At 52.8% G+C, this 25,445-nt stretch carries 15 protein-coding genes and 1 pseudogene; 1 reads left to right on the top strand and 15 read right to left on the bottom strand.

From position 1 onward, the window contains the following. Positions 1–215 precede the first annotated feature (215 nt). Positions 216–2,195: a right-handed parallel beta-helix repeat-containing protein gene (locus tag DQG23_RS26100; protein WP_158560694.1), complete on the top strand. Its 1,980-nt coding sequence runs from the start codon at positions 216–218 to the stop codon at positions 2,193–2,195. An 831-nt stretch (positions 2,196–3,026) separates the two neighbouring features. Here DQG23_RS26100 and DQG23_RS26095 read toward each other — a convergent pair. The 15 genes and pseudogenes from DQG23_RS26095 to DQG23_RS26020 all read right to left on the bottom strand — a co-directional run bounded on the left by DQG23_RS26095 (position 3,027) and on the right by DQG23_RS26020 (position 25,359). After that, a complete protein-coding gene (locus DQG23_RS26095) occupies positions 3,027–5,117 on the bottom strand; it encodes an alpha-L-rhamnosidase-related protein (protein ID WP_113033974.1) in 2,091 nt (696 codons plus the stop codon). A gap of 1,899 nt (positions 5,118–7,016) precedes the next feature. Continuing rightward, positions 7,017–7,997: pseudogene (locus DQG23_RS43825) on the bottom strand (DUF4838 domain-containing protein); the annotation flags it as partial. Between the two features lie 896 nt (positions 7,998–8,893). Beyond that, positions 8,894–10,189, bottom strand: coding sequence for a Gfo/Idh/MocA family protein (locus tag DQG23_RS26085; RefSeq protein ID WP_113033972.1), 1,296 nt, complete (start codon positions 10,187–10,189; stop codon positions 8,894–8,896). A gap of 48 nt (positions 10,190–10,237) precedes the next feature. Next, entirely contained in the window at positions 10,238–13,738 is a 3,501-nt protein-coding gene (locus tag DQG23_RS26080) for a DUF4838 domain-containing protein (protein WP_113033971.1), read from the bottom strand. A 49-nt stretch (positions 13,739–13,787) separates the two neighbouring features. Continuing rightward, the gene (locus DQG23_RS26075) at positions 13,788–14,624 is read right to left on the bottom strand and encodes a carbohydrate ABC transporter permease (protein WP_113033970.1); all 837 of its coding nucleotides are present in this window, start codon (positions 14,622–14,624) and stop codon (positions 13,788–13,790) included. Between the two features lie 21 nt (positions 14,625–14,645). Beyond that, positions 14,646–15,596 (bottom strand): carbohydrate ABC transporter permease, encoded by a 951-nt coding sequence (locus DQG23_RS26070; RefSeq protein WP_113033969.1) that lies wholly within the window; start codon positions 15,594–15,596, stop codon positions 14,646–14,648. A 61-nt stretch (positions 15,597–15,657) separates the two neighbouring features. Beyond that, positions 15,658–17,130 carry an ABC transporter substrate-binding protein gene (locus tag DQG23_RS26065; RefSeq protein WP_238178030.1) on the bottom strand — a complete coding sequence of 491 codons (1,473 nt, stop codon included), beginning with the start codon at positions 17,128–17,130 and terminating at the stop codon, positions 15,658–15,660. 436 nt (positions 17,131–17,566) lie between these two features. Continuing rightward, the gene (locus tag DQG23_RS26055; RefSeq protein ID WP_158560693.1) at positions 17,567–19,816 is read right to left on the bottom strand and encodes a helix-turn-helix domain-containing protein; all 2,250 of its coding nucleotides are present in this window, start codon (positions 19,814–19,816) and stop codon (positions 17,567–17,569) included. 266 nt (positions 19,817–20,082) lie between these two features. Next, positions 20,083–20,322 (bottom strand): RpnC/YadD family protein, encoded by a 240-nt coding sequence (locus DQG23_RS26050; RefSeq protein ID WP_113033966.1) that lies wholly within the window; start codon positions 20,320–20,322, stop codon positions 20,083–20,085. Between the two features lie 126 nt (positions 20,323–20,448). After that, complete coding sequence (locus DQG23_RS43820; protein ID WP_420330255.1) at positions 20,449–20,553, bottom strand: hypothetical protein; 105 nt, start codon at positions 20,551–20,553, stop codon at positions 20,449–20,451. A 136-nt stretch (positions 20,554–20,689) separates the two neighbouring features. Then, a complete protein-coding gene (locus DQG23_RS43475) occupies positions 20,690–20,941 on the bottom strand; it encodes an Rpn family recombination-promoting nuclease/putative transposase (protein ID WP_113033964.1) in 252 nt (83 codons plus the stop codon). Positions 20,942–21,301: 360 nt separating this feature from the next. Next, entirely contained in the window at positions 21,302–22,258 is a 957-nt protein-coding gene (locus DQG23_RS26035; RefSeq protein ID WP_113033963.1) for a 3'-5' exoribonuclease YhaM family protein, read from the bottom strand. A gap of 235 nt (positions 22,259–22,493) precedes the next feature. Further along, positions 22,494–23,414, bottom strand: a complete 921-nt coding sequence (locus tag DQG23_RS26030) for an L-lactate dehydrogenase (RefSeq protein ID WP_113033962.1) — start codon at positions 23,412–23,414, stop codon at positions 22,494–22,496. 16 nt (positions 23,415–23,430) lie between these two features. Further along, positions 23,431–24,213: a formate/nitrite transporter family protein gene (locus DQG23_RS26025; protein WP_113033961.1), complete on the bottom strand. Its 783-nt coding sequence runs from the start codon at positions 24,211–24,213 to the stop codon at positions 23,431–23,433. Between the two features lie 141 nt (positions 24,214–24,354). Then, positions 24,355–25,359, bottom strand: coding sequence for an S-layer homology domain-containing protein (locus DQG23_RS26020; RefSeq protein ID WP_113033960.1), 1,005 nt, complete (start codon positions 25,357–25,359; stop codon positions 24,355–24,357). Positions 25,360–25,445: the final 86 nt, after the last annotated feature.

Below are 25,445 nucleotides of genomic sequence, written 5' to 3'. Positions count from 1 at the left end.
GATAGGCCCACCAAAACGGTCATGATACGATACACATCGAACCGGTTCTCTTAACCGTCAATCAAACATGCAGGGGAGGCTTAGCAATGTCAAGTTAAATGAGCTCCGAATTGAAACCGGTTACAGCGTCCGCCAATGATCTGCAAACATCCTTTGCCTTGCAGCCAGGATACGTAAAAAGACGTCACCACACCATTTTCTGGAGGAGATCAAAAATGAGCCAGAATTTCCGCGAAAACGAATCGTTTAGTAACGAGAAACCGGACGTGTCCATCAGCAGGAGAAAATTGCTCTCTACCCTTGGGGTTGCCGGAGCCGCACTTGCTGCAGGCGGGATTTTGGGAGGAGGCTCCATGCGTACCGCCTTTGGAGAAGGAGCAACCGTCACGGAAGCGGTTTACGGGAACGGGAACGACGCATGCACCACAGCCCCTTGTGTCATAGCGGTCACCCTGTCTGAAATGAGAACGTCGCTGACACCTGATCCGGCATGTACGTATTACGTCAAAGACTCCGGCCAGGAAGGCTTTTTCCTCTATGACCCGGCCGACACCGCAACACAGGACGACAACGGGCTGACGATCGTATCGTCGGCGGGAGCGAGGTACAAACGGACTGCCGTGGCGGATCTTAACTTGAAATGGTTCGGCGCCAAAGGGGACAATGCCGCGGACGATACGCAGGCAGTGCAAGCTGCTGTAGCAGCTGCGCAGCAACTGGGCATGGCCGTATACGCGCCCGCCGGTACATACTTGATCTCCGCGCCGATTGTCCTGGACTCCGCCGCGAAGCCGATCCGCATTTCGGGAGACGGCGTTTATACGACGTTTTTCAAACCTCATCCGGATTTTACAGAGGCGAACCCGCTCGAGGCGATTTTCAAATTCAACGATACACTCGTCGCTAACCGGTACGAATTTGCGGAATTCGGCATCGTCAGCGGACAACTGCTCGACCCGAAGCGGATGCGTTACGGCATCTACTCCACGAAGCTTTCGCATACGGCTTTCCGCAGGCTCTGCATTCAGGGCACGCAAACGGCGGCGCTCGGGATCGGCTACGGGTGGTGCAACGATATCGATTCCTGCGAATTTTCGTTCAACAGCGGCGACGGCCTATTGTTCACGGCTGGTCAACTGAATGCACTCAACGTGGTGAACACGAAAATTTTCGCAAATGCCGGCATCGGGATCAATATGGCCTACGAGGGGCTTGAGGTGCGAATCCAGGGCTGTACAATCGAGAAAAACGCCGCTTGCGGCATTTATGTCAAGAAAGGTAGCTTTAACCTGAGCATCTATAGCTGCTATTTCGAAGGCAACGCCGAAACGGGCTTGACGTTTACGAATCCGGCGATGATCGTGAAAGCCTCGATTATCCTTAACGGAAACGTATCCGCGACAGAACCCCAAGCCATTCAAAACCGCTACCCGTCGCAAAATGTTACCATCACGGATAATTTCGTCTCGGTGGGGAGCGAAGATTATTTTGTTGCGGGCTACGCAGTAGAAATCGGCCTGGAAATCCGGAAAAATACATTCCTTCACTCCGGTACAGTTCGAGAATACACCTTGCTGCGGACAGGGACGAATAAAACCGGCCTCGGCGCGATGGCCAAAGGCATTATCATCCGCGACAACGACGTGCCATCCAACTACAAGCCGTATTTGAACTTAAAGACGTTAGCGATCGACAATGTCCCGCTATCGGACAATACCGGCTTCCATACTTCCAAGATCCGCCATATTCCGCGCGTCAATTACAGCCCGGCTTTGAGCTCCTTCGTGAAAATACGCGATTTCGGCAGACCCGGCGTATTCGGAAGCGCAGCCCAGCAGTACCGTCAAAAAGAGGTTTATTCCTTCACGGGTGAGGCCGTGCCCGATCAATGGGGCTTTTCCATCGATCTCGCTCAATATCCGGAGCTTGCCGGCGTTTATATGTACTTCGGGCTATACGTCAAACAGTCCGCGGCAAATATGAATACGCAGCTTTTCATAACCGGCACCGGAGCGAATACGCAAGGCTACGGATCCAATACGGCTTGGAGAATCACTTCCAGCATCGTGAAAATGCCCGATACCGGAATCGTAAACTTCTGCGTGGGCATGATCGCGGACAGCGCGGCCAAAACGCTCTATATCGCCCATCCGGTCCTAAGCGAGATAGGCGTGCCTTACGATTATTACTTCTAAATTACTTCTAAAGAAATGCGGACAACCCGATCCCGCACAGGTAAGGTGGGATCGGGTTGTTGTTGCGACCTATCGTCGTCGCTTGCATAAGATGCAAGTTCGATTTGCCCAATTAAAATCGAGTCCGGATTCCTCGCCTCGCTTGCAGTCCGAAAAAAACCGCTTGCAGCGGGTATTCGACAAGACGTGCCTATAAATCCATTCTCCAAGCAGGCGAATTCGGACTACAGCGTAAAAAAGGACCTGCATACCTTGTTCTAAGCGGGCAAACTCGGATTACAGCAAAGTTTTCTTTCGGAATAGTAGCCTTTCAACGCTTAAACTAGGGATTAACGTTTCGTAGCATGGCACCATTTTACCAGGTAATGTCCGTTTGTCCGAATCCCTAGTTTTAGACTTGATGGCGTATTAGTACGCCATCAAGTCTAAAACTAGGGATTGATAACCTGGTTACGAAAGCAAACTCGGATATCGTAATGGTTATGCACGAACCGTGCGATTAGTGGGGAAAACCTTATTGTTCATGAGGCTGTCCTCACTATTCTACCGGTAAAACGCTCCTTTTCGCCAAATAGTGAGGCAAACGTAACTATCAATTTCGTTTGCCTCACTATTCGTTGCGTTTGCCTCATTATACCACCAGAACACGAGTTTTCGGTTAGAAATAGTGAGGTTTGCCTCACTGATAGTAAACCTTGCCTCATTATGATGATCACGATCTGTTGCACGATCAGATGCCTTACATCCCTAAAATCTTTAGGATAAGAGTTGAAATGTTACTAGAAGTTACCGTTTTCGTTTTCGGTCTCGAAATGAGCTCGATTTCAGCTTTTACCGTTCATTCTCCGCATTGACGTACGCGATGACGTATTCCGAATTCGGCGTGTCCAGCGGCAGCTCATAGCGATTCTGCCCGAGCTCCCGGAAAGCGGCGGACGGACAGGACGGCTCGGTCGAGCTCGTCAAGCGAAGCAGGCCGGGGCTTGCGCCGGTTCGAACGGTAATTTTCCTTTCATCCATATAGACATGAATATCGTCCTTGTTGGCCGGCACCGTCCCTTCAAACCAGGTCAGTCCGCCCAGCTTCGGCTCGATGACGAAACGCGCATAACCGGCTTCCAGCGGTTTGATGCCCATGTAATATTTGCCGAGCAAAAAGACCGGTCCGGCTCCCCAGGCGTGGCACAAGCTTTTGGCGAACGGACGGCCGGACATCGCATACTGCGCGTTCCCTTTTACCTCGGGATCGTAAACCTCCCAGAAGCTAGTCGCCCCCAAATCGAGCATGCCGCCCCAGTAGCTTTCCATTTCGGACAAAACATGCGCTTGCTCCCCGATTTCGCATAATGCGGCAAGCTCGTAAAACCGCATGTACGGCGTCGTTATTTTTTGCACGCGGTCATTCATCAGAACCTTCCGTGCTACCGATTGCCGCTGCGCATCGTCCAAAAAGCCAAGCAGCAGCGCGAACATACTGGCATACTTGGTCATATGCAGCTGAACTTGGCCGTTCACCCGGTTGTGCACAAACCCTCCCTGCTCATCATCCCAAAACGTGTCGAACATCAGCCCCCTCAGTGCAGCAGCCTCACGCTCCAATTGCTCGGCACGCTCAGCGTCCTCGAACATGCGGGCAAAGCCTGCTGCAACGATCAGGCTTCTGCAGAACAGCACCTGCTGGAAGCTGAGCTCTCCTTCCTTGCTTATATCCGCCCAGTCGACGAACACCCAATCTCCCGGCTTGCCCTCCACCATGCCGTTCCCGTTCGCCCGCGCGCGGCAAAAATCGAGCAGACCCAGCATTTTCGGATAGATGAAACGGATGAACTCCAGATCTCCGGTATACTCATAATGGTCGTACAAACCGATAATCCAGTAGAACGAATAGTCGAGAATCGTGTTCAGATGCGTATCGATCGGATCCTTGCCGCGCAGCGCGATCATTGTCCTGCGATTGACATCCTCATCGAAAAAGAGGTAGTAATTGATCAAATAGCTTTGATACGCGTCGCCCGACCATACCCAGCGGTCGCGTTTGATGCCGTCCAGGAAAAACTCTCGCGTAGTCAAATGCATCGTGTAAGCGGCAACCTCATAAATCCGGTTGATCCGTTCGTTTGAGCAGCGGAATCGGCCGCGGTATTCGACGGGCAAGTATTCGTACAGCATCGAGACGCCGCCGACCGCCACGCCCTGTTCCGGTACGATATTCACATAGCGGAACGCCTTCGATTTGTCGTGGGTATAATCCGGCGAGGCTCCGGCCGCTATCGCTATGCGATCGAACGTTTCGCAATGCGACTCGGATAACGCTTCTTCCAGCGATTCCCCATAATAAAGCGTGACCTGCCCTTCTCCCTCCAGTCCATGAAGCTGCATGTAGCCGAACGTTTCCTTCCCGAAATCGGCAAGCAGCGAGCCGTCGTTTTTTTGCGTAATTTCGGCCGCTTCTTCCCGCATTGTGGAAAGCCGGTATAACGACGGCCCCTCCTCCGCCGAATGAAACTTCCACGAACCGGGCTTTACCCAGCTCCAGTTTCCGCTCGCCACATTCCAACTCCGGTCGGTTGCGATCGTGCTTCCCTGCACGAACAAGGCCGGGAGGCCGGACTCGTTGACGACCGATACGATGAACGTATGCGTTCCTTCGGGCAGCAGCAGCTTGCCGGTGTCGGACGGAACCATTCTGCCGTCGATCATGACATTGTATCTGCCTTGCGCGGCGATCGTCACCTCTTCTGCCTCAGCTATGGTATAGATGTGTTGAAATTTAAGAGAGACATAGGGCGAATCCAAACGATAAAACGGAGGATAGACGTTTCCTCTCTCTTCCCTGCGAAGGCAAACCTCGCGGTGCAGCCAAACCTCGAAATCGCCGGGATACCAAATCCAGGTCGCTTGTTTACGTTCGTTATTTGTCATGATGAAAGTCTCCTTACTGGAATTCGATGATCGCAACGCGCTAAAAAAAAACAAGGGGCGTTTGTGAATACACGCCCCCAGGTGCTATGCCCGTATACGTAGAATTTAGTATTAGAACATTGATATACGCCGGTATTCGATCCACTTACTTAAAGCGAGACTCTATCATTGATATATATTGACATCGTCAAGATAGATCGGGACCGTCCCCTCGAGCCCGGTAATAATAACGACAAATTGAACGCGCCCCACTTCCAGATTGTTGATCGCTTGCGGAATCCAGAACGCGTAATCGATCGACGCCCAATCCCCGTTCGACGCGGAAAGCGGCTTAACATTCGAACGAACGACACCGGCGCTCTTTCCGTCGGCTGTGTTCATATTAAAGCCCAACTGGATTGTCCCCGCAGTCGTCTTCCCTTGAGGAATCTTAAAAAATACTTTGGCAGCGGCGGGACCGGTATTAAACGTAAAATATTGATTCAATATTTTTTGCGTTGCCGTTCCGGATACGACGATGCCAGCGCTTCCCGAATGGCTGTAGACCGCGTCGGTAACCCGATTCATCGTGCCTGCTCCATTGGCTAGGAATAACGACCATGGAGCTGTTCCGGCTTCGAACGACGGATTATCGTTGACCGGCTGCGTGCCACTCAACGTATTCGCCAGCAGCTTGGCATACTCGCGTCCCTCCGAATATTCCGGGCTGGCGGCCAGCGCCTCAACATAAAGCCGCTTAGGACCGCCGTTCGGTTCCTGTTGATTAATGGAATCATAGAGGCTCCAAAACGTATCTTTGGTAACGAGATTCGGATCTAGACTTCCTCTTTTTTGGAATACTTCCACATCGTCCACATATAAGCCGGAGCCTTCCGCGAACCCATTAATCAGCACGACCACTTGGATTTTCTTCACTTCCTTGCCGCCGATGGCAGCCGGTACTTCTTCCAAGATGCCTATGGAGGTCCATTCGCCTGCCGTATCGGCAATTGCCTTTTCTTCGGATCGAAGGACGGTCAAATTATTCCCCTGCGCATCCTTCACGTTATATAGCAATTGGATCGTTCCATTATGGTGTGTCCCTGCAGGCGTGTAAAAATAGGCTCGCGCCGCTATAAGTCCCGGATTAATGGAGAAGAGCTGGGCAGGACCTCCGCGGGCAAGCTTATCTACAACCAGACTCGCATTCCCCGTACGGGACATTCCCTCCGTCCTTTTGATCGTACCCGTCGAGCTGACCCACAGCTCCCACGGACTTGCCGTTGTAGTCCCATTTTCAAACGAAGCGTTTGCCGTTACGGACCCCCAGCCGAAAAGCACTTCCTCAAGCAGTTCTGCGAAGCTTCGTATCTTGGAAGGCTGCTCGCTGCTTGCCAGCTCCCTGACTTTTTGTGTGACGGGACCTCCTGCCGCTTCATTCTCCCGAATATATTCGATCAGATTCCAAAAATCGTATTTGTTCCAACCCGACCAATCTATTCTTAAGGAAGCAGGATTAACGAGCAGCGGATCGTTCTTAAATTCCTCGAGCAGCCGCAGACGATCCTGCGCATACGCAAGCTTTCCTGCGATCGTTTCCGCGATGTGGTCCAGCAGCTGCAGCGCTTCGGCTTCGCTGGCCGGCGGATCGTTTTTCTTAGGATAGCTGAGCGCAGAAGCTTCATAATATTCGAATGCACGCAGAAGCACATTCGCACGCGCCTTCTGCTTAGGCGTTCCGGCTTTGGCTACCGCAGCTTCAAGCAGCGCTCTGCTCTGTGTTACCATGTCATCGGTCACCAGGTTCAGATAAGAAAGATCGTTAAAAGCCAAGTAAGTCATGTTCTTGCCGATCTGGAACCAGTCGGAGGCTTGGATCTGCTCCGTCCAGTAATGCTCCCACAATGCGTAGTATGCCGCCAGATCGGCAGCCGCCGCCGGTCCTACCGCGCGTTCATACCATTCCTCCAGCAAGGCGTCGACGTCCTGATTCGGATCCCACTGCAGCTTAGCCGACAGCCAGGCTTTCGGACCGTCTCCCGCATTGCCGTATAATTCTGCATAGTGGGCAATTACATGATTGTCCTTGGCATAACGATAGTTTTCCGCCATGACATGTGGGTAGATGCGCGGAATCGTATAGAGAGTACCGTACAAGTAGTCGTACCAGCCGACGTTCTCGGCCACTTGCTCCCACTGTTCGATCATCCCGTGTTCGACATCCTTAACTTCCGGGTCCGTCCAAGACAACCGGTCTTTCGTCACGAATGGCACCACTCTGGGGTTCAGCGGGAATGCAGGAGGATCGTTCACTTCTTCATAAGCAAGCAAGCCGAACCATTTGTCCGGGTAAACCTCTAAAACTTGCTCCACGACATCATTGACCCACTTGTAATAGATTTCGGACATATGAATGCGGCCGACCGAGTTAATCCGATCCGGGTACAGAGGGTGATTCGAATCCGTTTCGCAGTAGTTGCCTGAATCGTTGACGCCGAGCGAAAACGACGAGGCATCCGGATTCGCCGCAAAATATTGGAGAATCCCGTAAACCGCAGCCTCGACACTACCGTCAGCGCTGAAGCAAGGCTGCCAGCTTGCCGCCGCTCCCGGATTCGGCGGAATGCTTTTCGGATAAAAATCGGGGCGCGTCGAGCCATACCATTCTACTGGAAATAAGGAGTACAAGTTATGATGAAACCCGACCGGCATATTGTATTTTCCCTGCAGGCGATTACGTTGCGCCCATTCGTTCTGCGATTGCAAAGGATGTGCTTCATCGGGAGAAGTTACCATCGGACTAACGACCCTTTGTATGAAGGCCGGATTTTCCAAAATATCCGATCTTTCGATCGTCAAATCCGTTGTCTGCGGCACATCTTCGCCGTCCGGACCCGGCATGAGCCAACGAACACCTACATACCGTTCCAAAAAGTCGAACACGCCGTTTTTCGTTCCCCATACGGAAGAACCGGCTATGACGATCTCATTCTCATGAAAGTGAATGACGTACCCGTCCCCATCCGCATCCACAGCCTGAAGCAGTTCGTCAAGATGAGGGTCCTGCTGCGAGCCGTTCGCGCCGATATGAATCCGTACTTGGTCCTGAAGCTGTCCATTATCGCCGGACAGTTGATCTTCCGTTATAACGGGCAATTGCGCTCCGGTGGATTTCAGTACGTACTCCGCTAGCGTATCGGCAGCTGCTTGCGTTTGCTCATCCGCATCCGGCGCGACGACGATCATAGCGTTCGCTTGACCCTTGTGCACGATGTCCAGCGGGGGCCATGCGGAAATCGCAAACGCTGGAGCCGAAACGAAAGCGGCACCTTTAAAGGAAACGCTGTAAACGACCTCAAGCCCCAAGCTTCCGGAAGCAAGTGACGGTACGGCAAACGTCGCGATCTTGGCGGAAGGCCCCCACGTATACGAAGTTGGAATAATAACTTCGGCCGCCCCACCGTTCACCTGCCGTTGAATCGTGAAATCGCTTGCTTTCGGCTTTCCGCCGGGCGGTTGTTTGTTGAACTTGGCGTTAACCGTACCGGTGTCCGCACTTACCGAGACAATATTCCCTTGGTTGTTTCCTTGGTCACCTCCTACTCCTCTTGCAGCCGCACCGTCATCGGCCATCTGCGCAGCACCAAACGAAATTCCTGGAAATGCAAACAGCAGACATACAACAAGTAAAACGGATACAAAAGATTTCGTTTTCCTCATACTCGCCACATCTCCTCCTAAATTTTAAACCTTCCAGGTACTTGTCATCGTTTTCTGATGAGCTTACATCACGCAGCCTACAACGAAACGATCCTGCCTTCCTCCCGCGACCGGTCCGCCCCGAAGCCGATCCGATGGCCGTAGACGGATTTCTCCAAGGAAGTGGAGGATAACGACGGCGTACCGCCGCGAAGCGCGTTCACAAAATCGGCCACCAGCCTGAGATCGCCTCCGCCATGCATATCCATGGACACGTTCAGCTCCACTTTGCGCTCCGAATACTCGCTGCCTTGACGCGGATCGGGGTGCCTGACGACGAAATAGCCGTCCTCCAACACGCCTTGAATCTCGCCTTTCTCGCCGACGATATGCATCGAGCGGCACGGCCTGGACGTCGCCCCGTTCAAATTATGGGAGGCCGTGCTGCCGTCCTCGAATTCCACGATGACGGCCTGATGATCCACGACATCGTTATCGCAATGCCACACGCAGCGCCCGTACGGATTATCCGTCCGCAGCGACTCCAAAATCTGCTCCTGCGTTTGCTTCACCCCGAGATGCTCGTTGTAGGAAACGTACGGCACCCACAACCCTTGCTCGACATAGTGCTTACGCGCGGAATACATGCAGGATTCCTCGATTTGACAATCGGCGAGGCAGCGGGTGCCCGCCCCTTCCGGCGCCCTCTCGGGACGGAACTGCAGCAAGCCGCCGAAGCTGCTGACGCTCACCGGTTTTGCGCCGCCTTTCATCCAGGCGATCAAATCGAGATCGTGGCAGCATTTGGCCATCAGCATGGAGGAGCCGCCCGTATCTTTGCGGTTCCATTTTCCGCGCACATATCCCATCGCCATGTGGTGGTAGCTGACATTTTCCGAGGTCTGGATGTTGACGATGCCCCCGATTTCGCCGTCCTCGATGATTTGCCGGATTGCGGCATAGAAGGGCGCGTATCTCAATACATGGCACACCATCACCAGACGCTCGCAGCGTTCGGCCGTTTGCAGAAGCTCCAGCGTTTCTTCCTCGGAAATGCCGATCGGTTTTTCCAGCAAAATATGATAGCCCGCTTTCAGCAAAGGCAAAGAGGTTTGGACATGGACCGAATCCATCGTCCCGTTGATCGCGGCATCCGCCAGCCGGGGTCTTGCGATCAGCTGCTCCACCGTTTCGAAGCACATGTCGTCCGCCAGCTTATATTGGTCCGCCACGAGCTGCCTGCGAACGGGATCGGGATCGACTACCGCGACGATGCTCAGCTCCTCCGGATGTTCCTCCGCATAGGAGGCGTATACGAGACTGCGATGCCCGGCGCCTACGATCACCGCGGTTACGGGACGATTGGCCGAAATGAAACCTTCTGATCTATTCATGGAGTCAAACTTCCTTTCATGCGATCGGAAACGAATTCCGACAAATTATTATTGATACACATTAGCGTCATCGATATAAACACGGGCTTCATTCTCCAAATTGCTCACGTTGATCGTGAATTGAATCCTCCCGACGACAAGCCCGTTAAATTCGGAAGGAATATAGGCGGCAAGATTGATCGACGACCATCCGTTTGGCGAGCCGGTAATCGGCCTGATCTCGGAGCGCATGACCGTTATACCCTTCCCGTCGGCCGTGTTCAAATTAAAGCCGATCTGGATCGTGCCGGCAGTCGTCGCGCCTTCGGGAAGCTTATAATACACTTTAGCGGCAGCCGGCCCGACTTTCGGGATGAAATATTGATAAGGTACCGCAGAAGGTTTCGCGCCGGTAATCGCAATACTGGAGCTGCCCTGATGCGAGGTATCCGAAACCCGTGTAACCGTGCCCTGGCTCTGCACATAGAAAGCCCACGGAGGTGCCGAAGTTGTCGTTCCTTGCTCGAAGGAAGCATTGGCCGTTACAGGAGCGGCGCCTTGCAGAACGTTCAGCAGAAGCTGAGCGAACTCCCGTTCCTGCCCGGAAGCCGAGCTGCCGATGAGCGCTTCTACCCGATTCGTCAAGATACCGCCGCTCGGCTCATGCTCTTGAATATAATCGGCGAATTTCCAGAACGTTTGCGCGTTCAGCCATTCCTTGCTTCCCTGGTAGATGACGAAATCGTCCAAATAAAGCTTTGTTTCCGGCTCCACCTGATTCAGAAGAACGATCATTTGCACGCTTTTAACACCTTCCGGAATGTCCGTCAAGAAGTCGACGGATGACCATGTTCCCGCCGTCGCGCCTACCTTCTTGGTTCCCGAAACGAGCGTGCCGATCTGCTTATTGCTAGCGTCCCGAAGATTGAAGGTGATTTGGATCGTTGCGTTCGTCTGCGTCCCTTCAGGCGTAAAATAGTGGACACGCGAAGCCATCATCCCCGGATTCACATTGACGACTTGATGCGGTCCTCCCCGGCGCAGCGTGCTGATCATCATACTGGAGGTTCCGGAATGGCTGTAATCCGTCGAACGTTTATAAACCGTATTGCTTTCATACCAAGGGGACCACGACTGCGGAACATCCCCGCCAAGCTCAAACGACGAATTATTATTCAGCGCAAAAAGGTCCAAGTTTACATTTTGCAGCAGGTCGGCATACTCGCGCAGCTTTTCGTTCTCCGCATGCTGAGCGATACCGTAAACTTGTTGGCTCACCGTTCCGCCGTTCGGCTCGAACGCCTTCATGTAGTCCGCGATCGCCCAGAATGCCTCGGAATCCAAGCCGTTCCAATGCAGGAGCGGATAGTAGATTCCCGTCGGCGAAGGCTTGATGAAATGCATCAGCACAGGGTCCTGCGCAAATTCGTCCAGCAGCTCGTAGCGTTCCGCAGCTTTTTCCATTTTCCGCTCCAGGGCGGCGGGATTGAGCAGGGCAAGCGCTTCTTGCTCGTTCAAGGACGTAAACTTCGGCGTATAGCTCAGCGCCGATGCCTCGTAGTATTCGAACGCGCGCAGCAGCATGGCCGCCCTCGCTTTTTGCTGCGCCGTACCCGCCTTGTCGACGACCGACTCCAGCAAGCTCCGGCTTTCCGCGATTTCCTGCTCCGTAACCAATGCTAAATAGCTGGGATCGCCGAATTCCAGATAGGTCGTCCGTTTTCGGGATTCAAACCATAACGAGCCTTGTATGCGCTCCGTCCAGAACTGTTCCCAATGATCGTAATAGGCGCGGAGATCCGCTGCAGCCTCTTCGCCGACCGCCCGGGCGTACCATTCGTCCAAGAGCGCCTCGACATCCTGATCGGGATCCCATTGCAGCTTGGCGGCGATCCATGGCTTCGGTCCTTCGCCCCAGTTCGGATACAGCTCCGAGTAATGCGCCAGCACGCCGTGTTCAGCGGCATAGGCATAATTGTCAGCCATTCGTTCCGTATACATGCGAGGCAATAAGTAAGGATTTCCGTACATGTAATCGTACCAAGCAATGTTATCGGCGACCTGATTCCACTCTTCCAGCTTTTGCTTCGATTGGCTTTCGATTTCGGCGTCTATCCACGCCATACGATCTTGTGTAATGAAAGGCACCACGCGGGAATTCAGCTTGAAGGAAGGCGGGTCCATAACGCTGTCGTAAGCGAGCAGCCCGAACCATTTGTCGGGGTAAACCGCCAAAACCCCTTCCACCACCTGATTAACCCAGTTATAGTAGATGTCCGACATGTCCAGAACGCCTACGGAATTCAGTTCCCCTGTGTACAGCGGATGATCCGGTTCCGTCTCGCAATAACCCTTGCCGTCGTTTACCCCAAGCGAGAAGGAGTCGGCATCCGGATTATTATCAAAAAACGCTATGATCTTGCTTATCGCCACGTCCACCGTTCCCGGCTCCGAAAAGCACGGCTGCCACGAGTTCGTCAAGGTTGCCGACGGAATGTATTGTACGCCGTTGCGCACCGGGTAAAATTCCGGATGACTCTGACCGAACTCGCCGGGCGGAAAGAGCGAATACACGTTGTGGTGGAACGAGATCCGGCTGTGCATGCGGTTTTTGCGCGCCCACTCCGCTTGAACCGGATAGTTCTGTCCGTTAAGCGGACTGAAGACGCGGGAAATAAAGGCCGGCTCCTCTTTCACCATTTCGCGGGAGACGGACAGCGTCGCATGCTGCGGAACGTCTTCACCGTCCGGCCCCGGCATGAGCCATCCAACGCCCACATATTTTTCCAAAAACGCGTATACGCCATATTCGATTCCCCAGGACGTCGGGCCGCCGATCGTAATCCGCCCGTCTTCGGGAAGGATGACATAACCGTCCCCGTCCATGCCTTGCATCAGCGCTCCAAGTCGCGGTTCCGCCTGGGCATCGCCGACATAAATGCGAATCGGGCCGTCCGGCTCCCCGTTATGACTTCCCGCCTGTCCCTCCGTCATCACCGGCAAAAGCGCGCCTGTCGACTTCTGCACGTATTCCGCCAATGTAGCCGCGGCTGCTTGCGTACGTCCGTCCGCACCGGCTGCAACGATGATCATCGCGTTCGCTTGCCCGTTGCGCACCACGTCCAGCGGCGGTAAGGCGGTAATTGCAAACGTTGCAGCCGGCACGAAAGCGGCGCCTTTGAAGGAAACGCTGTAAACGACCTCACGCCCCGCGATTCCGGGAGCAAGCGGCGGTACGGCAAACGTCGCGATCTTGGTTGAGGTCCCCCAGGCATACGAACTCGGAACAACAACTTCGGCCGCCCCGCCGTTCACCTGCCGTTGAATCGTAAAATCGCTTGCATCCGGCTTTCCGCCGGGCGGTTGCTTGTTGAACTTGGCGGTAATCGTACCATTGTCCGCATGTACCAAGACAATGACCCCTTGACTGTTCCCTCTCTCGTTCCCTTGCCCTCCTCTTGCAGCCGCACCGTCATCTGCCGTCTGCGCGGCGCCAAATGATATTCCCGGAAATGCAAACAGCAGGCACATAACAAGTAAAACGGATACGTAATATTGCGTTTTCCTCATGCTCGCCACATCTCCTTCTGTACGAATGCTGCCTTTGCGGCAGCATAAGCTAACCTTTGACCGCCCCGAGCGTAGCCCCTTCCATAATCCATCTCTGGAAGAAGACGAACATGAACACGGACGGAATCATCGCGATCAGCACGCCGGCGAACAAGGTCACCCAATCCGACGTATACTGCATCATTTGATTGGCTTGATACATATTGACGCCGATCGTATATTTTTTCTGGTCGCTCAAATAGATGAACGGCCCCAGAAAGTTGTTGTACAAGCTAAGAAACTTGAAAATCGCCACCGTTACGATCCCCGGCGCCGAAAGCGGCACGATAATCCGCAGGAACACCTGAAACAAGGAGGCTCCGTCCATAAATGCGCTCTCCTCCAGCTCCTTCGGCAGCGCCTGCATGAAACCGCCCAGCAGCAGCAGGAAAAACACGCTTTCCCCGAAGCTGTCCAGAATGACCAGCCCTGTGATGCTGTTCGTCAGGTTAAGATCCCGCATAAGCACATATTGCGGTATCAGCGCATTGATGCCCGGCAGAAACAAAGAAAGCATGATCGTGCCCCAAATCAGCTTCCTGCCTTTAAATTCGAGCCGCGTTAGCGCGTAAGCGTTCACGGTAGTCAGGAATGTGCCGATGATCAGGCTCGCGCCGACATAGTACAAGGTGTTCAGCAGGGCGGAGCCGATATTGTACTTCACCCAAGCCGTCTTGTAATTGAGCCATTTCAGCGTCTCCGGCAACGTCCACACGCTCTGGAAAAACTCCCGGTTCGTCTTCAGCGACTGGTAGAAAATCCATACGAGCGGGAACAGGACCGTCAAAGCGCAGACCACGAGCACCGTCCACCAAAATACGTCGATAACCGAACGCCTTTCTGTCACAATCGTTCATCCTTTCAGCAATCAATACTCCACGGACCGGTTCGTCATATATTTGTCCGTTATGAATTTCGCGATAACCAGCACGACGAACAGGAACATGCCCACTGCGGAAGCGTAGCCGTAGTTATGATACTCGGCGCCGAACGCCAGGTTGAACATGTACAGCCCGATTACATCCGTCGAACCCGCGGGCCCTCCGTTGGTCAAAATCAGCACATGCTCGAAGCCCTTCAAGGAGCCTAGCACAAGAAATAGTGCGCCTACCCGAATAATCGGCATTATGAGTGGAATCGTTATCTTAAACAACCGGGTCATGGGGGTTGCTCCGTCCAAAATGGCGGACTCGTAAAGCGACTTCGGAATCGTAACCATCGCGTTCATGAAAATAACGACATAAAAACCGACACCCGCCCAAACATAAGGAGGAATAATCGCCCACAACGCGGTCCTGATGTCGCCCAGCCAATAAAATTCCCCGATGTTGACGCCGACAAGGCGAAGCAGCGAGTTGAGCAGGCCGAAGCTGCCGTCATACACGAAAGCCCACAAAAGCGCGACTACAACGCTCGAAAGCACGTTCGGGAAGAAGAAAAGCACTTTAAAAATCGGCGTTCCTTTATAGCTTTTATTCGTTAACAGATAGGCAAGCAGCAAGGAAATCATAATCACGAGCGCAGGAACGAAAATCATGTAGATCAAGTTATGGTACAGCGCCCGCCATACGTATTTGTCCTGGAACAGGGTCACGTAGTTTTGCAATCCGACGAATTGCGGTTCGGAAATGCCATTCCAGTTTAGCAGGGAATAATAAACGGACATTAAATTCGGGTACAGTGTGAACAAAAGATAGCCGCCGAATGCCGGCGTAATCGCAAGAAACAGGAAAATCCGCTTCTGGCTCCGCGACTTTTGCATCCACCCTTTTTTGGGCGCCGGCAAGGCTGGGTTTGTCAATCGGTTCGTCTCGCTCAAAGTATTGCGGCTCCTTTCTTGTGCAAAGAATGGGAGGAAGCCGCCTTCCTCCCCCGTCAAGCTATTTTTTCTGGGCCGCAATCGCTTTGTCGATCAACTGCTGCGCCTCTTGCAGCTTCGGAAGCGGATCCTGCTTGCCGGTAGCGATCTGGCTTATGGCTTCGTTGATCAGCTTAATTGATTGCGCATAAGCTGGATCGCTCAGCGTTAGGTTGCGGAAGCCGCTTTCCGTTTGGACATTATTGTTCTTGATGTATTCGGCTACCGCTTTCGAAACCTCCTGGATTTTGTCCGCCCGAGCCGGATCGTCCGCAAAGTCTTTGCGCACCGACAGCTGCCCGCCTTTATCCGCGATAACCGTCTGCACGTCCAGGTTCCACATCCAAACAAGGAATTCTTTCGCCCACTTCTTGTTCAGATCGGGCTTCGCCGCCCAGATGAACATGCCGTTGCTGAAGGAACCGCGAATATATTTCACGCTGTCCGGCTTGTCGCCCATCGGCACCGCCATAAAGCCCCACTTGAAATCCGCGGGCGTCGAATCCTTCATCTCGTTCTGAACCCAAGCGCCGGTGGAAGCCATGGCCGCTTTGCCTTGCAGCACCTGCATTTGGGACTGCGTATGATTTAACGCGGCCATGCCTTCAGGGAAAAAGCCTTTCTTACCGAGGTCATAGACGCGGTTCCACCGCTCTACGCTTTCCTTGCCGGTATATTCATTGCGGAAGTTGCGGAAATCGTCTTCGAACGCTTTCAGATTGCCGTTTATTTCCGCCAGCTCGAACAGCTTCCACGGGCCGAACGAATAATTGAGATAATCCGGGTACATGCCTGGCGTCGTAATCGGCGTGATGCCCGCCGCCTTGATCGTTTCGCACAGCTTGACGAACTCGTCCCATGTTTTCGGGTTTTGATTCCAGCCGTTCTTCTCAAACAAATTTTTGTTAAAGAAGAGGCCGGTCGTCGTTCCCGCTGTCGGAAGCGCATACGTCTTGCCGAGAATTCTCGACGCTCCTTCAAACTGACCCGCTATCGCAAGGTCTTTGACCGTCTTGCCGTTTCCGTCATAAACCTTATGGTCCCAGAGATCCTCCTGCGACTCCACTTTGCCGCTCTCGACCAGCGGAATTTGCGCGGCGTTCCCTCCGGGCAGCACAGTCGAAAAAATGTCGAACATATCGCTGTCATTGTTAGCGGATATTTTGGTGCCGATAACATCCGCGATTTTCGGTGAATAGGTGACTTCGAAGCTGACGTTCGGAAACTTCTTCTTAAAGCTGTCCATCGCGTAATCGAACCATTCCCGGCCCATGCCCGCCTCGTGAAAGCCGATCTTAAGCGTCACTTTCTTGTCCTTCGAAAGCCCGTTCTCCGGATAAACGTTCGCTTCCTTCGTCTGAGTGGCCGCCGGACTTCCCGCGGGACTTGCGGAAGATGCGGGGCTTTTATCCGCTTCCTTCGCGCAGCCAAGCGCCGTTAAAGAAAGCATCAAGCAAGCGGATACTGCTGCAACCGATTTCATTCTGAGCTTCAAGGTGAACCCTCCCGTTAATTTGTCTCTCGGCATTTCATTTGCCGCTCGGTAGTAAAGTAACACGGACATCAGCCGTCCGAATATCGCCGATTTTATCACGGCATAAACAATTCTTTATCCGCATGCATGCAAAAAGCCCGAAATGCCCGTCCACGCTTGCTGTCACGGAACGGCCGGTTCAAGCTCCCTGTCGTCCGTAGACGATTTTTTACGCAGTATACAAATTTCGATTGGCTGCCGCAAACCGCGCTGCGCGCGGTTTGACAGCCGATGTGTGTCCGAGCACCGGCACGAAACTCCCAATCGACGTTCGCGACGTTTCGATGCGGTCGGTTGAGCATCGTTGCGTTATGTCGATGACGTCGAATGATCGAGTTGCTCGACATTGCATTGCGCCGCATGGCGGCGAGCGGTCGATCACGCCCAATTCTGCCGGTTACGCCATATCCTTGCGGTAGTTCCCCGGCGTGTTGCCCATCAGCTTTTTGAATACGCGGATAAACGTCAGCGTATGCGTGTAGCCGACGGCTGCAGCGATGTCGTTGACCGTTTCCTCCGTCTCTCTCAGCAGCTCGACCGCCTTTTCCACTCGGACCTGTGCTACATAATCGTTGAACTTCTCGCCGAATTGCTCCTTAAACAAACGGCTTAAATAGCTGGCGTTAACGCCGAATTCATCGCTCAGATGGGCCAGCGACAAATCCGGATTGGCATAATTTTCGCCGATGTATTTTTTAACGTGATGAATCAACTGGTTATGGTGCCGGTTTTCCCGGACATCCCGCATTTGCCCGGAGGCCTCCTCCAAAATCCCGCGAAACTCTGCGAAGATTTCGTCGACGTTCTCTTTCTGCTCTGCAATCTCATGCAGCCGGTCGTGAAAGCCTTTGTTCCAAATGTCCTGCAGCTCGGCGGGCAGCTCCATCACTTCCTTATGCAGATGGTGGATCAAATAACTGAGCAGGCTGACGAGATCGTCGCGCGAGAACAACTGGCTTCGCACCATGCCGTGCAGGTCATGAAACAGCTTCTCCCACTCCTTGTCGCCGGAGCGGAACGATTGGCAAAGCGCACGTATAAGATGAAGCTGCTTGAACATCTCCCCTTGCGGCATCGTGGTCAAATCCGACGATCCGATCAGCCGGTTCGTCCCGAGCGACGACTTGTAGTTGAGCGCATCAGCCGCCCGCCTGTACGACTCCGGGACATGCTCGATATCTTTTTGCAGGGTACCGATCCCGATCGTAATCGTAAAGGTCAGGTTCTCTTCAACCCATGCCCTTAATTTCTCGCTGACGGGTGCAGGCTCCCAGCCAGTGGCGGCAGCGCAGTCTTCCAACATATAAACTACCGCGAGACGATACGGATTGACCCACTCCGACCATGCTTGCACGGGCTCGCTGTCCGCTAACTCCTGATTCCCTTTGCTGAGCACATGCTTGAGCAAAAACTGATCCCGCCTGCTGAATTGAGCGGCAAACTCGGCGTAACGGTCCATCTCGATCAGTACGACAAAATAGCCGCCGAACGAACCGTCCAGCCCGAGCTTGTTCATTTCGCCCTTCCATTTATCCCCTTGGGCGGAAGCCCCCCCTTCGAGCATCGCAAGGAACACATGCCGTTTTCGGTAAGCGAGATTTTCCTTGTTCTCTTCCTGAAGCAGGCTCGATTGATCCAGCAAATCCTCGATTGCCGTTTCGATATATTTGAACTCATCCGCCTTGTCTTCCCGCTTTAAGCTTTGCTGCTTCTGTTTGGCGTAATCCTCAATCCGGTCGGTTATGCTGCGGATCGGCTTATAGTTGCGGCGCGTCACGTAAACAAGCCATACAATGCCGAGAATAATGACAAGGAAGCCTAGCGAGATCCATAGATAGAACATGGAGGATACCCAATCCACGATATTCTCTCTGTACATACCGCTGCGAACGGTCCATCCCGTATAAGACGACTGTACGGAGGAAAGCGGTTTGCCACCGCTTTGAAGCTTGTCTGTCGGCTCCGTTGCATCTTCCCGCGCATCCTTCGAGGCAAGCAGCTCCCCGTTCGCTTCCACCAGCTCTACGAAATTCAAATTCGAATCGGACATTTTTCGGATAAGCTCGCTTATTTTGTCCGTTCTGACATTAACGACCATCATACTCTTGTCCGAAAGGTTCGCGAACTTCACCAGACTGATCACGCTGACCGGCTGTCCGTTCGGCTGCTCCCGGTACAATCTCGTTCCCAGCCAGCGGTGAGGAGTCAAGCTTGTGAGCTGCCTGCCGACAAACTCCTTGTCGCCGAAATCATCGATTCCGGTAAAGGTCGACGGCGTAAGCACCATCCGACCGGTAACTCGATACAAATAAACCGAATCGATAAACCGGTTCTCCTCCATCATTCCCCTTAGAACCGCAACCGTCTGGTAATCGTCATACCGATTGTCCTCCGGACGGTCGTCATGAAAAAACGACTTCAGCTTGTCGTTCCCCAATATTTCCCTGATCATCATTTCATCGATGCTCATCAGCGCATCGTCGATTTTTTGCACGATGCTTTGCGAAAGCAGCTCGTTGGCGCGGACGGCCGATCTTTTGGCCATCTCGCTTAACGTTAAATAAGTCATGAGCAGCAAGCTTAGGCTGACCACAAACAAGACGGGCAAATATGACAAGAGCAGCCGGTTGAACCAATTTTTCCGCATGTGCCAGCCTCCAGAGTTATGTCTATCTTGAATGGTACTTGCCGCATCCGTTCTTGTAAACCGCTTGGCATATGCAAAAGCTGCCGCTTCATCTTCGATAAATACATAAAGGGAGCCCGAGGGGCCCCCATTCATTGTGTATTCCAGTCTGCCTCTTATACTCATATATACGGCACGTGAGGCCACCTGTAAATCATCGATTTTATTACCGGATAAACAATTTTTTATCGGCTGCGCAGCGGGTAGCCCTGAATTTGTAAATCGCGTTAACTCTTTTTGTCCAAGAACCTGACTTCTCTCAGTTGGCCAACCTTTTCCTCTGACAGCCCGGTTGCGGCCACAATCACTTGAGTGTCCATTTCCATCCCGATCATTCTTCGCGCTATGTCTTCCTTCTCCATGAGCCTTCCTATTTCGAAATTTTGTTTGAAAGTTTCGATTCCTTGTTTATATCCATCTTCAAACGCTTTTTTCCAGATTGCCTTCAGGTTTTCTTCCAGACTCATGATGGCTGCTCCCTTCTTCCTTCAATCGGAAGGAACTGCTAAGGATAAACGGCCCGCCGCCCGTTAAGGGGCAGATGCGTTTAGCGGGAAATCGAACAATCCCCCGAGAGTTACTTTCTGAGATTTTTAATGAACCTGCTTCCGCAGCCGCTCAATTAACACCTCTTCGCCGGCTAACAGCTTCCTGAATCTGCGTTTTGCCGTCCAAGGACGGCTTCCGTTATACAGCACGATCGGGACAATGGCCGGCAAGGAAAATGTTTTTCTACCGTCTGCTTTTTCCCTGTTCCGCGTAAGCGCCACATTTCAACCTGATACAGCAAGAGCCTGTAGGGCATTTCCATATCGACCTTGGATTGAAACTCCATCAGTAAAAAAAAATGATATCCCGCCCGTTCAGGCGCACCTTATACACCAGATCTGCTTCTTTGCGTTTAAAATCCGGCAGTACGAACGTTTGGTTAATGGTTTCGATATTTGCTTCATCTACCTGCTTGACCCATCCTCGGTGGACGAACGAGCGAAGAAGCTCGATAAACAGTTTTTTGCTCGATAATAAAAATCGGTAAGTGCTGTCATGCGGCTGGTGTACATCCGGTTGAGTCTCGCTGGAATCCATCGGCTTCCCCCCATTAAGCTAACATGGCGTTTCTTTCCGATATCTCCGCTTTAGGGTCTATAAATTTTGCCCTCTCGAGATATGATTACCTTCATTATATCGCGGTTTCTTTGGCGAAGGAATGCTTCGAATACCGAAGCTCACAAATGCCGCTGAGTTAAGCATACTGTTACGAAATATTGTAGCACACCGCGCCACCAAGTCCTCAACCGAGGATAAACGGCTTCGCCGTCCTTTAAAGGACGAGCACGTTTACCGGGAATTGGAACAATCAGCCGAGGATATATTTTCTGACAATTCGAAAAAAAAGAGCCTGCCGCACGGCTTCAGCCGGGGCAAACTCTCTATTCATCGCTGCAGTTAAACCTTCAACCGGTAAATCGCCTTGTTCTCAAGTCCCCGGATCATCGGCGTCCACTCTTCCGTCGCCGCCGTGGTGTCGAGGGCATCCTCGACCATTTGCAGCTTCGCGTCGATCGCGTCGATATGATGCAGCGCCACCGCTTCAGCCGTCTGCGGCTGGACGGGACTGCCCCATTCGCCGAGGTTATGATGGGACAGCACCATATGCTGCAGCCCGAGCACCTTCGGGGAATCGAGATCGATTCCGCTGCGGATCGCCGCTTCCATGATCCAATTCGAAGCCATCGCGATATGCCCGACCAGCTTGCCTTGCACGCTGTAATCGGCAACGATGCCGAGCTGCGAGATCATTTCCTCCGGCTTCGCGATATCATGCAGAATAATACCCGCCTTCACCATGTCCGCATTGAGAAAAGGCCGCTGCTTGCACACGAACTCCCCAAGCTCCAGCATCCGCACAATATGGTAGGCCAGCCCCGCAAAATACGCATGATGATGCGTCTTCGCTGCCGGAACATGCATCAGCTTGTCGTCGACCTTCTTCACGCAGTACTCGACGATCGTCTTGATCTCCGGATCCGAAATGCTCTCCATCGCCTGCTTGATCGTATAAACGAGATCGACCGGCTGAAGCGGAGCCGACCGGACAAAGTCGGTGATGGTGACCCCGTCGGCAGCCGTCGCTTTGCGCAGCCGCGTGATTTTGACCTGCAGCTTTTCCCTGTATAATTGAACGACCCCTTGAACTTTCACTAGGTCGAGCGGAAAAAACGTCTCTTTATCGGTCGCCGATACGTCCCAGTATTTGGCTGAAATTTGCCCGCTGGCATCTCCCAGTACAATATCGAAATAATCTTTAGGCGGCGTATTGTTGGTCAGCTTAACCGCCAACTCCTTAAGGATATAAAATCCCACAAAATCATCGTCTTGCTGCAATTGTTTAATTAGCGTCATACCAGATCCTCCAAAAGTAGTTAGGAACATTATACTACGAAAAGCCGGATAGGGGGGCGGATTACGCAATTCCGTCAAGCAATCCCATTTATCTGCTTTATCGTCTTCCCTTTTGGACAAGGATGAACGGCTATGGCGTCTTTGGACGCATTACGCTTCCTGCAAGTTCCGTCTTCACAACATACTTATCCCGATTACGAAGAAACGCCTCTTCGCAGCCCCCGACGCCTGCAGCTTAATCCTCAATCGCTATCGACCCGATCAAGCCCTTCAGCTTATCGGCGGAGCGCTGCAGAAGCTCCTTCTCTTCCGCGGACAGGTCCAGCTTCAGCACCTCTCTCACGCCCTGACGGTCAACGATGCAAGGCACGCCGAGGAAAACGTCGGAGATGCCGTGATAATCGTCAAGCAGCGTGGATACGTTCAGTACCGCGCCTTCGTCGCGCAAAATCGCCGTGCAAATCCGGTCGAGCGCAAGCGCGATCGCATAATAGGTGGCGCCCTTGGCGCTTATGATTTGATAGGCGGCATCGCGCGTATTCGCAAAAATGTCCGCCTTGGCTTCTTCGGCGATATCCAGCTCCGTTCCGGCTACGTTGGCCAGGCTCCACACCGGCAGCTCGGAGTCTCCGTGTTCTCCGACGATGTGGGCATGCACGCTGCGAGGATCGATGTTTAAATGTTTGCCGATCAAATAACGGAATCTCGCGCTGTCCAGCAGCGTTCCGGAGCCGATGACGCGCTGGACCGGCCAATCCGACTTTTTCCATGTAAAATAGCTCATGATATCTACGGGATTGGAGGCGATGAGCAGGATGCCGTGCTCGTTATGCTTCAACACCTCGCTGACGATATCGTCCAGTATGGAAACGTTCCGCTTCAGCAGATCGATTCGGGATTCCCCTTCCTTCTGAGCGGCCCCCGCTGCGATAACGATAATATCGGCTTCCTTACAGTCCTCGTACGTGCCCGCCCAAAGCTTGCCGCCCCCGATAAAAGGCATCCCGTGATTCATATCCAGCGCGTCTCCGACGGCTTTTTGATGGTTGGCGTCGATCAGTACAAGCTCGTCAGCACGGTTCCTAAGCAGCAACGTATACGCGGTAGTTGATCCGACCGCTCCGGCTCCGATAACGACGATTCTCGTTTTTTTCATGTCCTCGTCCCCCTTGTCATATCTCTTTCATAAAAGGCTTATTCACATAATAATACATAAAGCCCATCAAAACACTTCCGCCAATCAGATTGCCCAGCGTAACCGGAACAAGATTATGCATGACGCCGTCGAAAGAAATCGTCCCGGGATGGTGCAGCACCAGCGCGATCGCGAATGTGCACATGTTTGCAATACTATGCTCGTAACCGGAGATGAAGAAGCAGAAGACGAACAGCATCATGGCGAACATTTTGGCCCCGTCTTCCTTGAAGGACATCGGCACGAAAAACGCGAGGCAAACGAGCCAGTTACAAAGAATTCCCCTGAAAAATAATTCCGATGCCGGCGTATGCATTTTCTTCTCCACGACGCTGAGCAGAAAACCGTTTACGGACGAATCGTCGAACAGTCCCGTCGTATAGATAAGCAGAGCGAATACCGCAGCCCCCAGTATGTTTCCCGCATAGCTCATTCCCCAAAGCTTTGCCGTGTCGATCCAGCTCATCTTCTTGCGCAGCGAGGCAAAGCTGTAATAAAACGTATTCCCCGTAAAAAGGTCGCCGCCTCCGTAGGAGATCAGAATGATCGCCGCTCCGAACGTGATTGCCGCCATCGGATACGTCAGGGGCGACTGCTCCAAATAAAAATAATTGCCCGTCTTAAACGCGACGATCACGCCGAAACCGATAAACATGCTGGCGAGCATCGACCGGGATAAATACCTCAAGCGGCTTTGCTTGAAAATGGCGTGCTTTTTCAGGGCAAGCTGTTCGACCTTCAACAGAGGCTGATCTTCCATGGCCGCTCCCCCCAGTTGTCATGATCATTTTTCTTCCCCCTACACTAGCATAAGACCCCTCAAGCGAGTGTGAGATTTGTCACATGCGAGCGGTGAAAGAAAAACCCGTCGGGAACACCCGACAGGCTCGTTAATCAACTTTTATTTGAATAGCAATCTCTTCATCATCACAGCCGCTTCCGCTCTGGTCGCCTGATCCTGTGGTGCGAATGTATTGGCGGTTCTGCCGTTGACGATTCCTGCTCGAACGGCAGCTATAATATCCTTAACCGCCCAATCGCTGATCGAGCTTGCATCTGCAAAAGAGAGCGAATCCTCTGAGCCCGTTTCCTTTATACTTCCTTCCGAAGCATACTTACCCGCCCGCATAATCATGACAGTCATTTGTTCCCGCGTAATCTCTTTATCCGGTGCGAAGCTGCTTTCCGTCACCCCCTTGACCAGTCCCGCAGCGTAAGCGCTGCTTATGACATCCCGATACCAAGATCCCAACGGCACATCGGTAAACGGAGTTTGCACGGAGGTTTCATTCAGATTCAATGCCCGTACTACCATAGCAGCGAATTGCGCTCTCGTTACCATAGCATCCGGCACGAAAAAATCTTCATCCATCCCGTCGATTATCCCCTCGAATACAAGCATTTCAATATCTTCTCTAGCCCAGTGTCCGGCCAAATCCGCAAAGCCTTTACCCGCAGACGCGCTTACTCCTACTGTAATCGTCTTACTCTGCAATTGATCGGTGACCACTTTCATCGCTTCCCACTTCATCGAAGCTTTCCCGTGTTTCTTGAGCTTGAATGTCAACGTACCGATCGTGATATCTCCACTTTCTCCAGGCACTTCGCCTATTTTCGTATGAGCGATGACGATTTCGTTCTTCTTCACGATCGGGGGTACGAAGAAACCGTCCAGACCGGGTTCGGCGCCTATCAGTTCAAGCCTCTCGGCATCATAGGACAGCTTGGCCTCGTAGCCGTATATATTATGAATATTTGCCGCGCTTAGGGTCATGACGACTTTTCCATCAGCCGGTTTGCTTGCATCCAACCGGAAAGCCGGAGCATCACCTGCGTTAGCCGTTGCAGTATACCGCCCCGATAAACAAAGTATTACGAGCAGAAATAAAATGATCGATCTACGCACGATCCTCCCGCTCCCCCTTCTTCGATACTTACCCGCCTGTATTTACAGGAGGAGAAGCGGCCTCCTCCTGTTCGGCTGCCTTTATG

Origin of the sequence: Paenibacillus contaminans, from assembly GCF_003285015.1 — a bacterium.
GTDB classification, from domain to species: domain Bacteria; phylum Bacillota; class Bacilli; order Paenibacillales; family NBRC-103111; genus Paenibacillus_V; species Paenibacillus_V contaminans.
The sequence above is the reverse complement of the archived record's forward strand: the minus strand, read 5'-3'. Positions and strand labels throughout refer to the sequence as shown.

Coding starts and splice junctions, on each gene's coding strand:
- DQG23_RS26100 (WP_158560694.1), top strand. CDS start 216: ATGAGCCAGAATTTCCGCGAAAACGAATCGTTTAGTAACGAGAAACCG.
- DQG23_RS26095 (WP_113033974.1), bottom strand. CDS start 5,117: ATGACAAATAACGAACGTAAACAAGCGACCTGGATTTGGTATCCCGGC.
- DQG23_RS26085 (WP_113033972.1), bottom strand. CDS start 10,189: ATGAATAGATCAGAAGGTTTCATTTCGGCCAATCGTCCCGTAACCGCG.
- DQG23_RS26080 (WP_113033971.1), bottom strand. CDS start 13,738: ATGAGGAAAACGCAATATTACGTATCCGTTTTACTTGTTATGTGCCTG.
- DQG23_RS26055 (WP_158560693.1), bottom strand. CDS start 19,816: ATGCGGAAAAATTGGTTCAACCGGCTGCTCTTGTCATATTTGCCCGTC.
- DQG23_RS26050 (WP_113033966.1), bottom strand. CDS start 20,322: ATGAGTCTGGAAGAAAACCTGAAGGCAATCTGGAAAAAAGCGTTTGAA.
- DQG23_RS43475 (WP_113033964.1), bottom strand. CDS start 20,941: ATGGATTCCAGCGAGACTCAACCGGATGTACACCAGCCGCATGACAGC.
- DQG23_RS26035 (WP_113033963.1), bottom strand. CDS start 22,258: ATGACGCTAATTAAACAATTGCAGCAAGACGATGATTTTGTGGGATTT.
- DQG23_RS26030 (WP_113033962.1), bottom strand. CDS start 23,414: ATGAAAAAAACGAGAATCGTCGTTATCGGAGCCGGAGCGGTCGGATCA.
- DQG23_RS26025 (WP_113033961.1), bottom strand. CDS start 24,213: ATGGAAGATCAGCCTCTGTTGAAGGTCGAACAGCTTGCCCTGAAAAAG.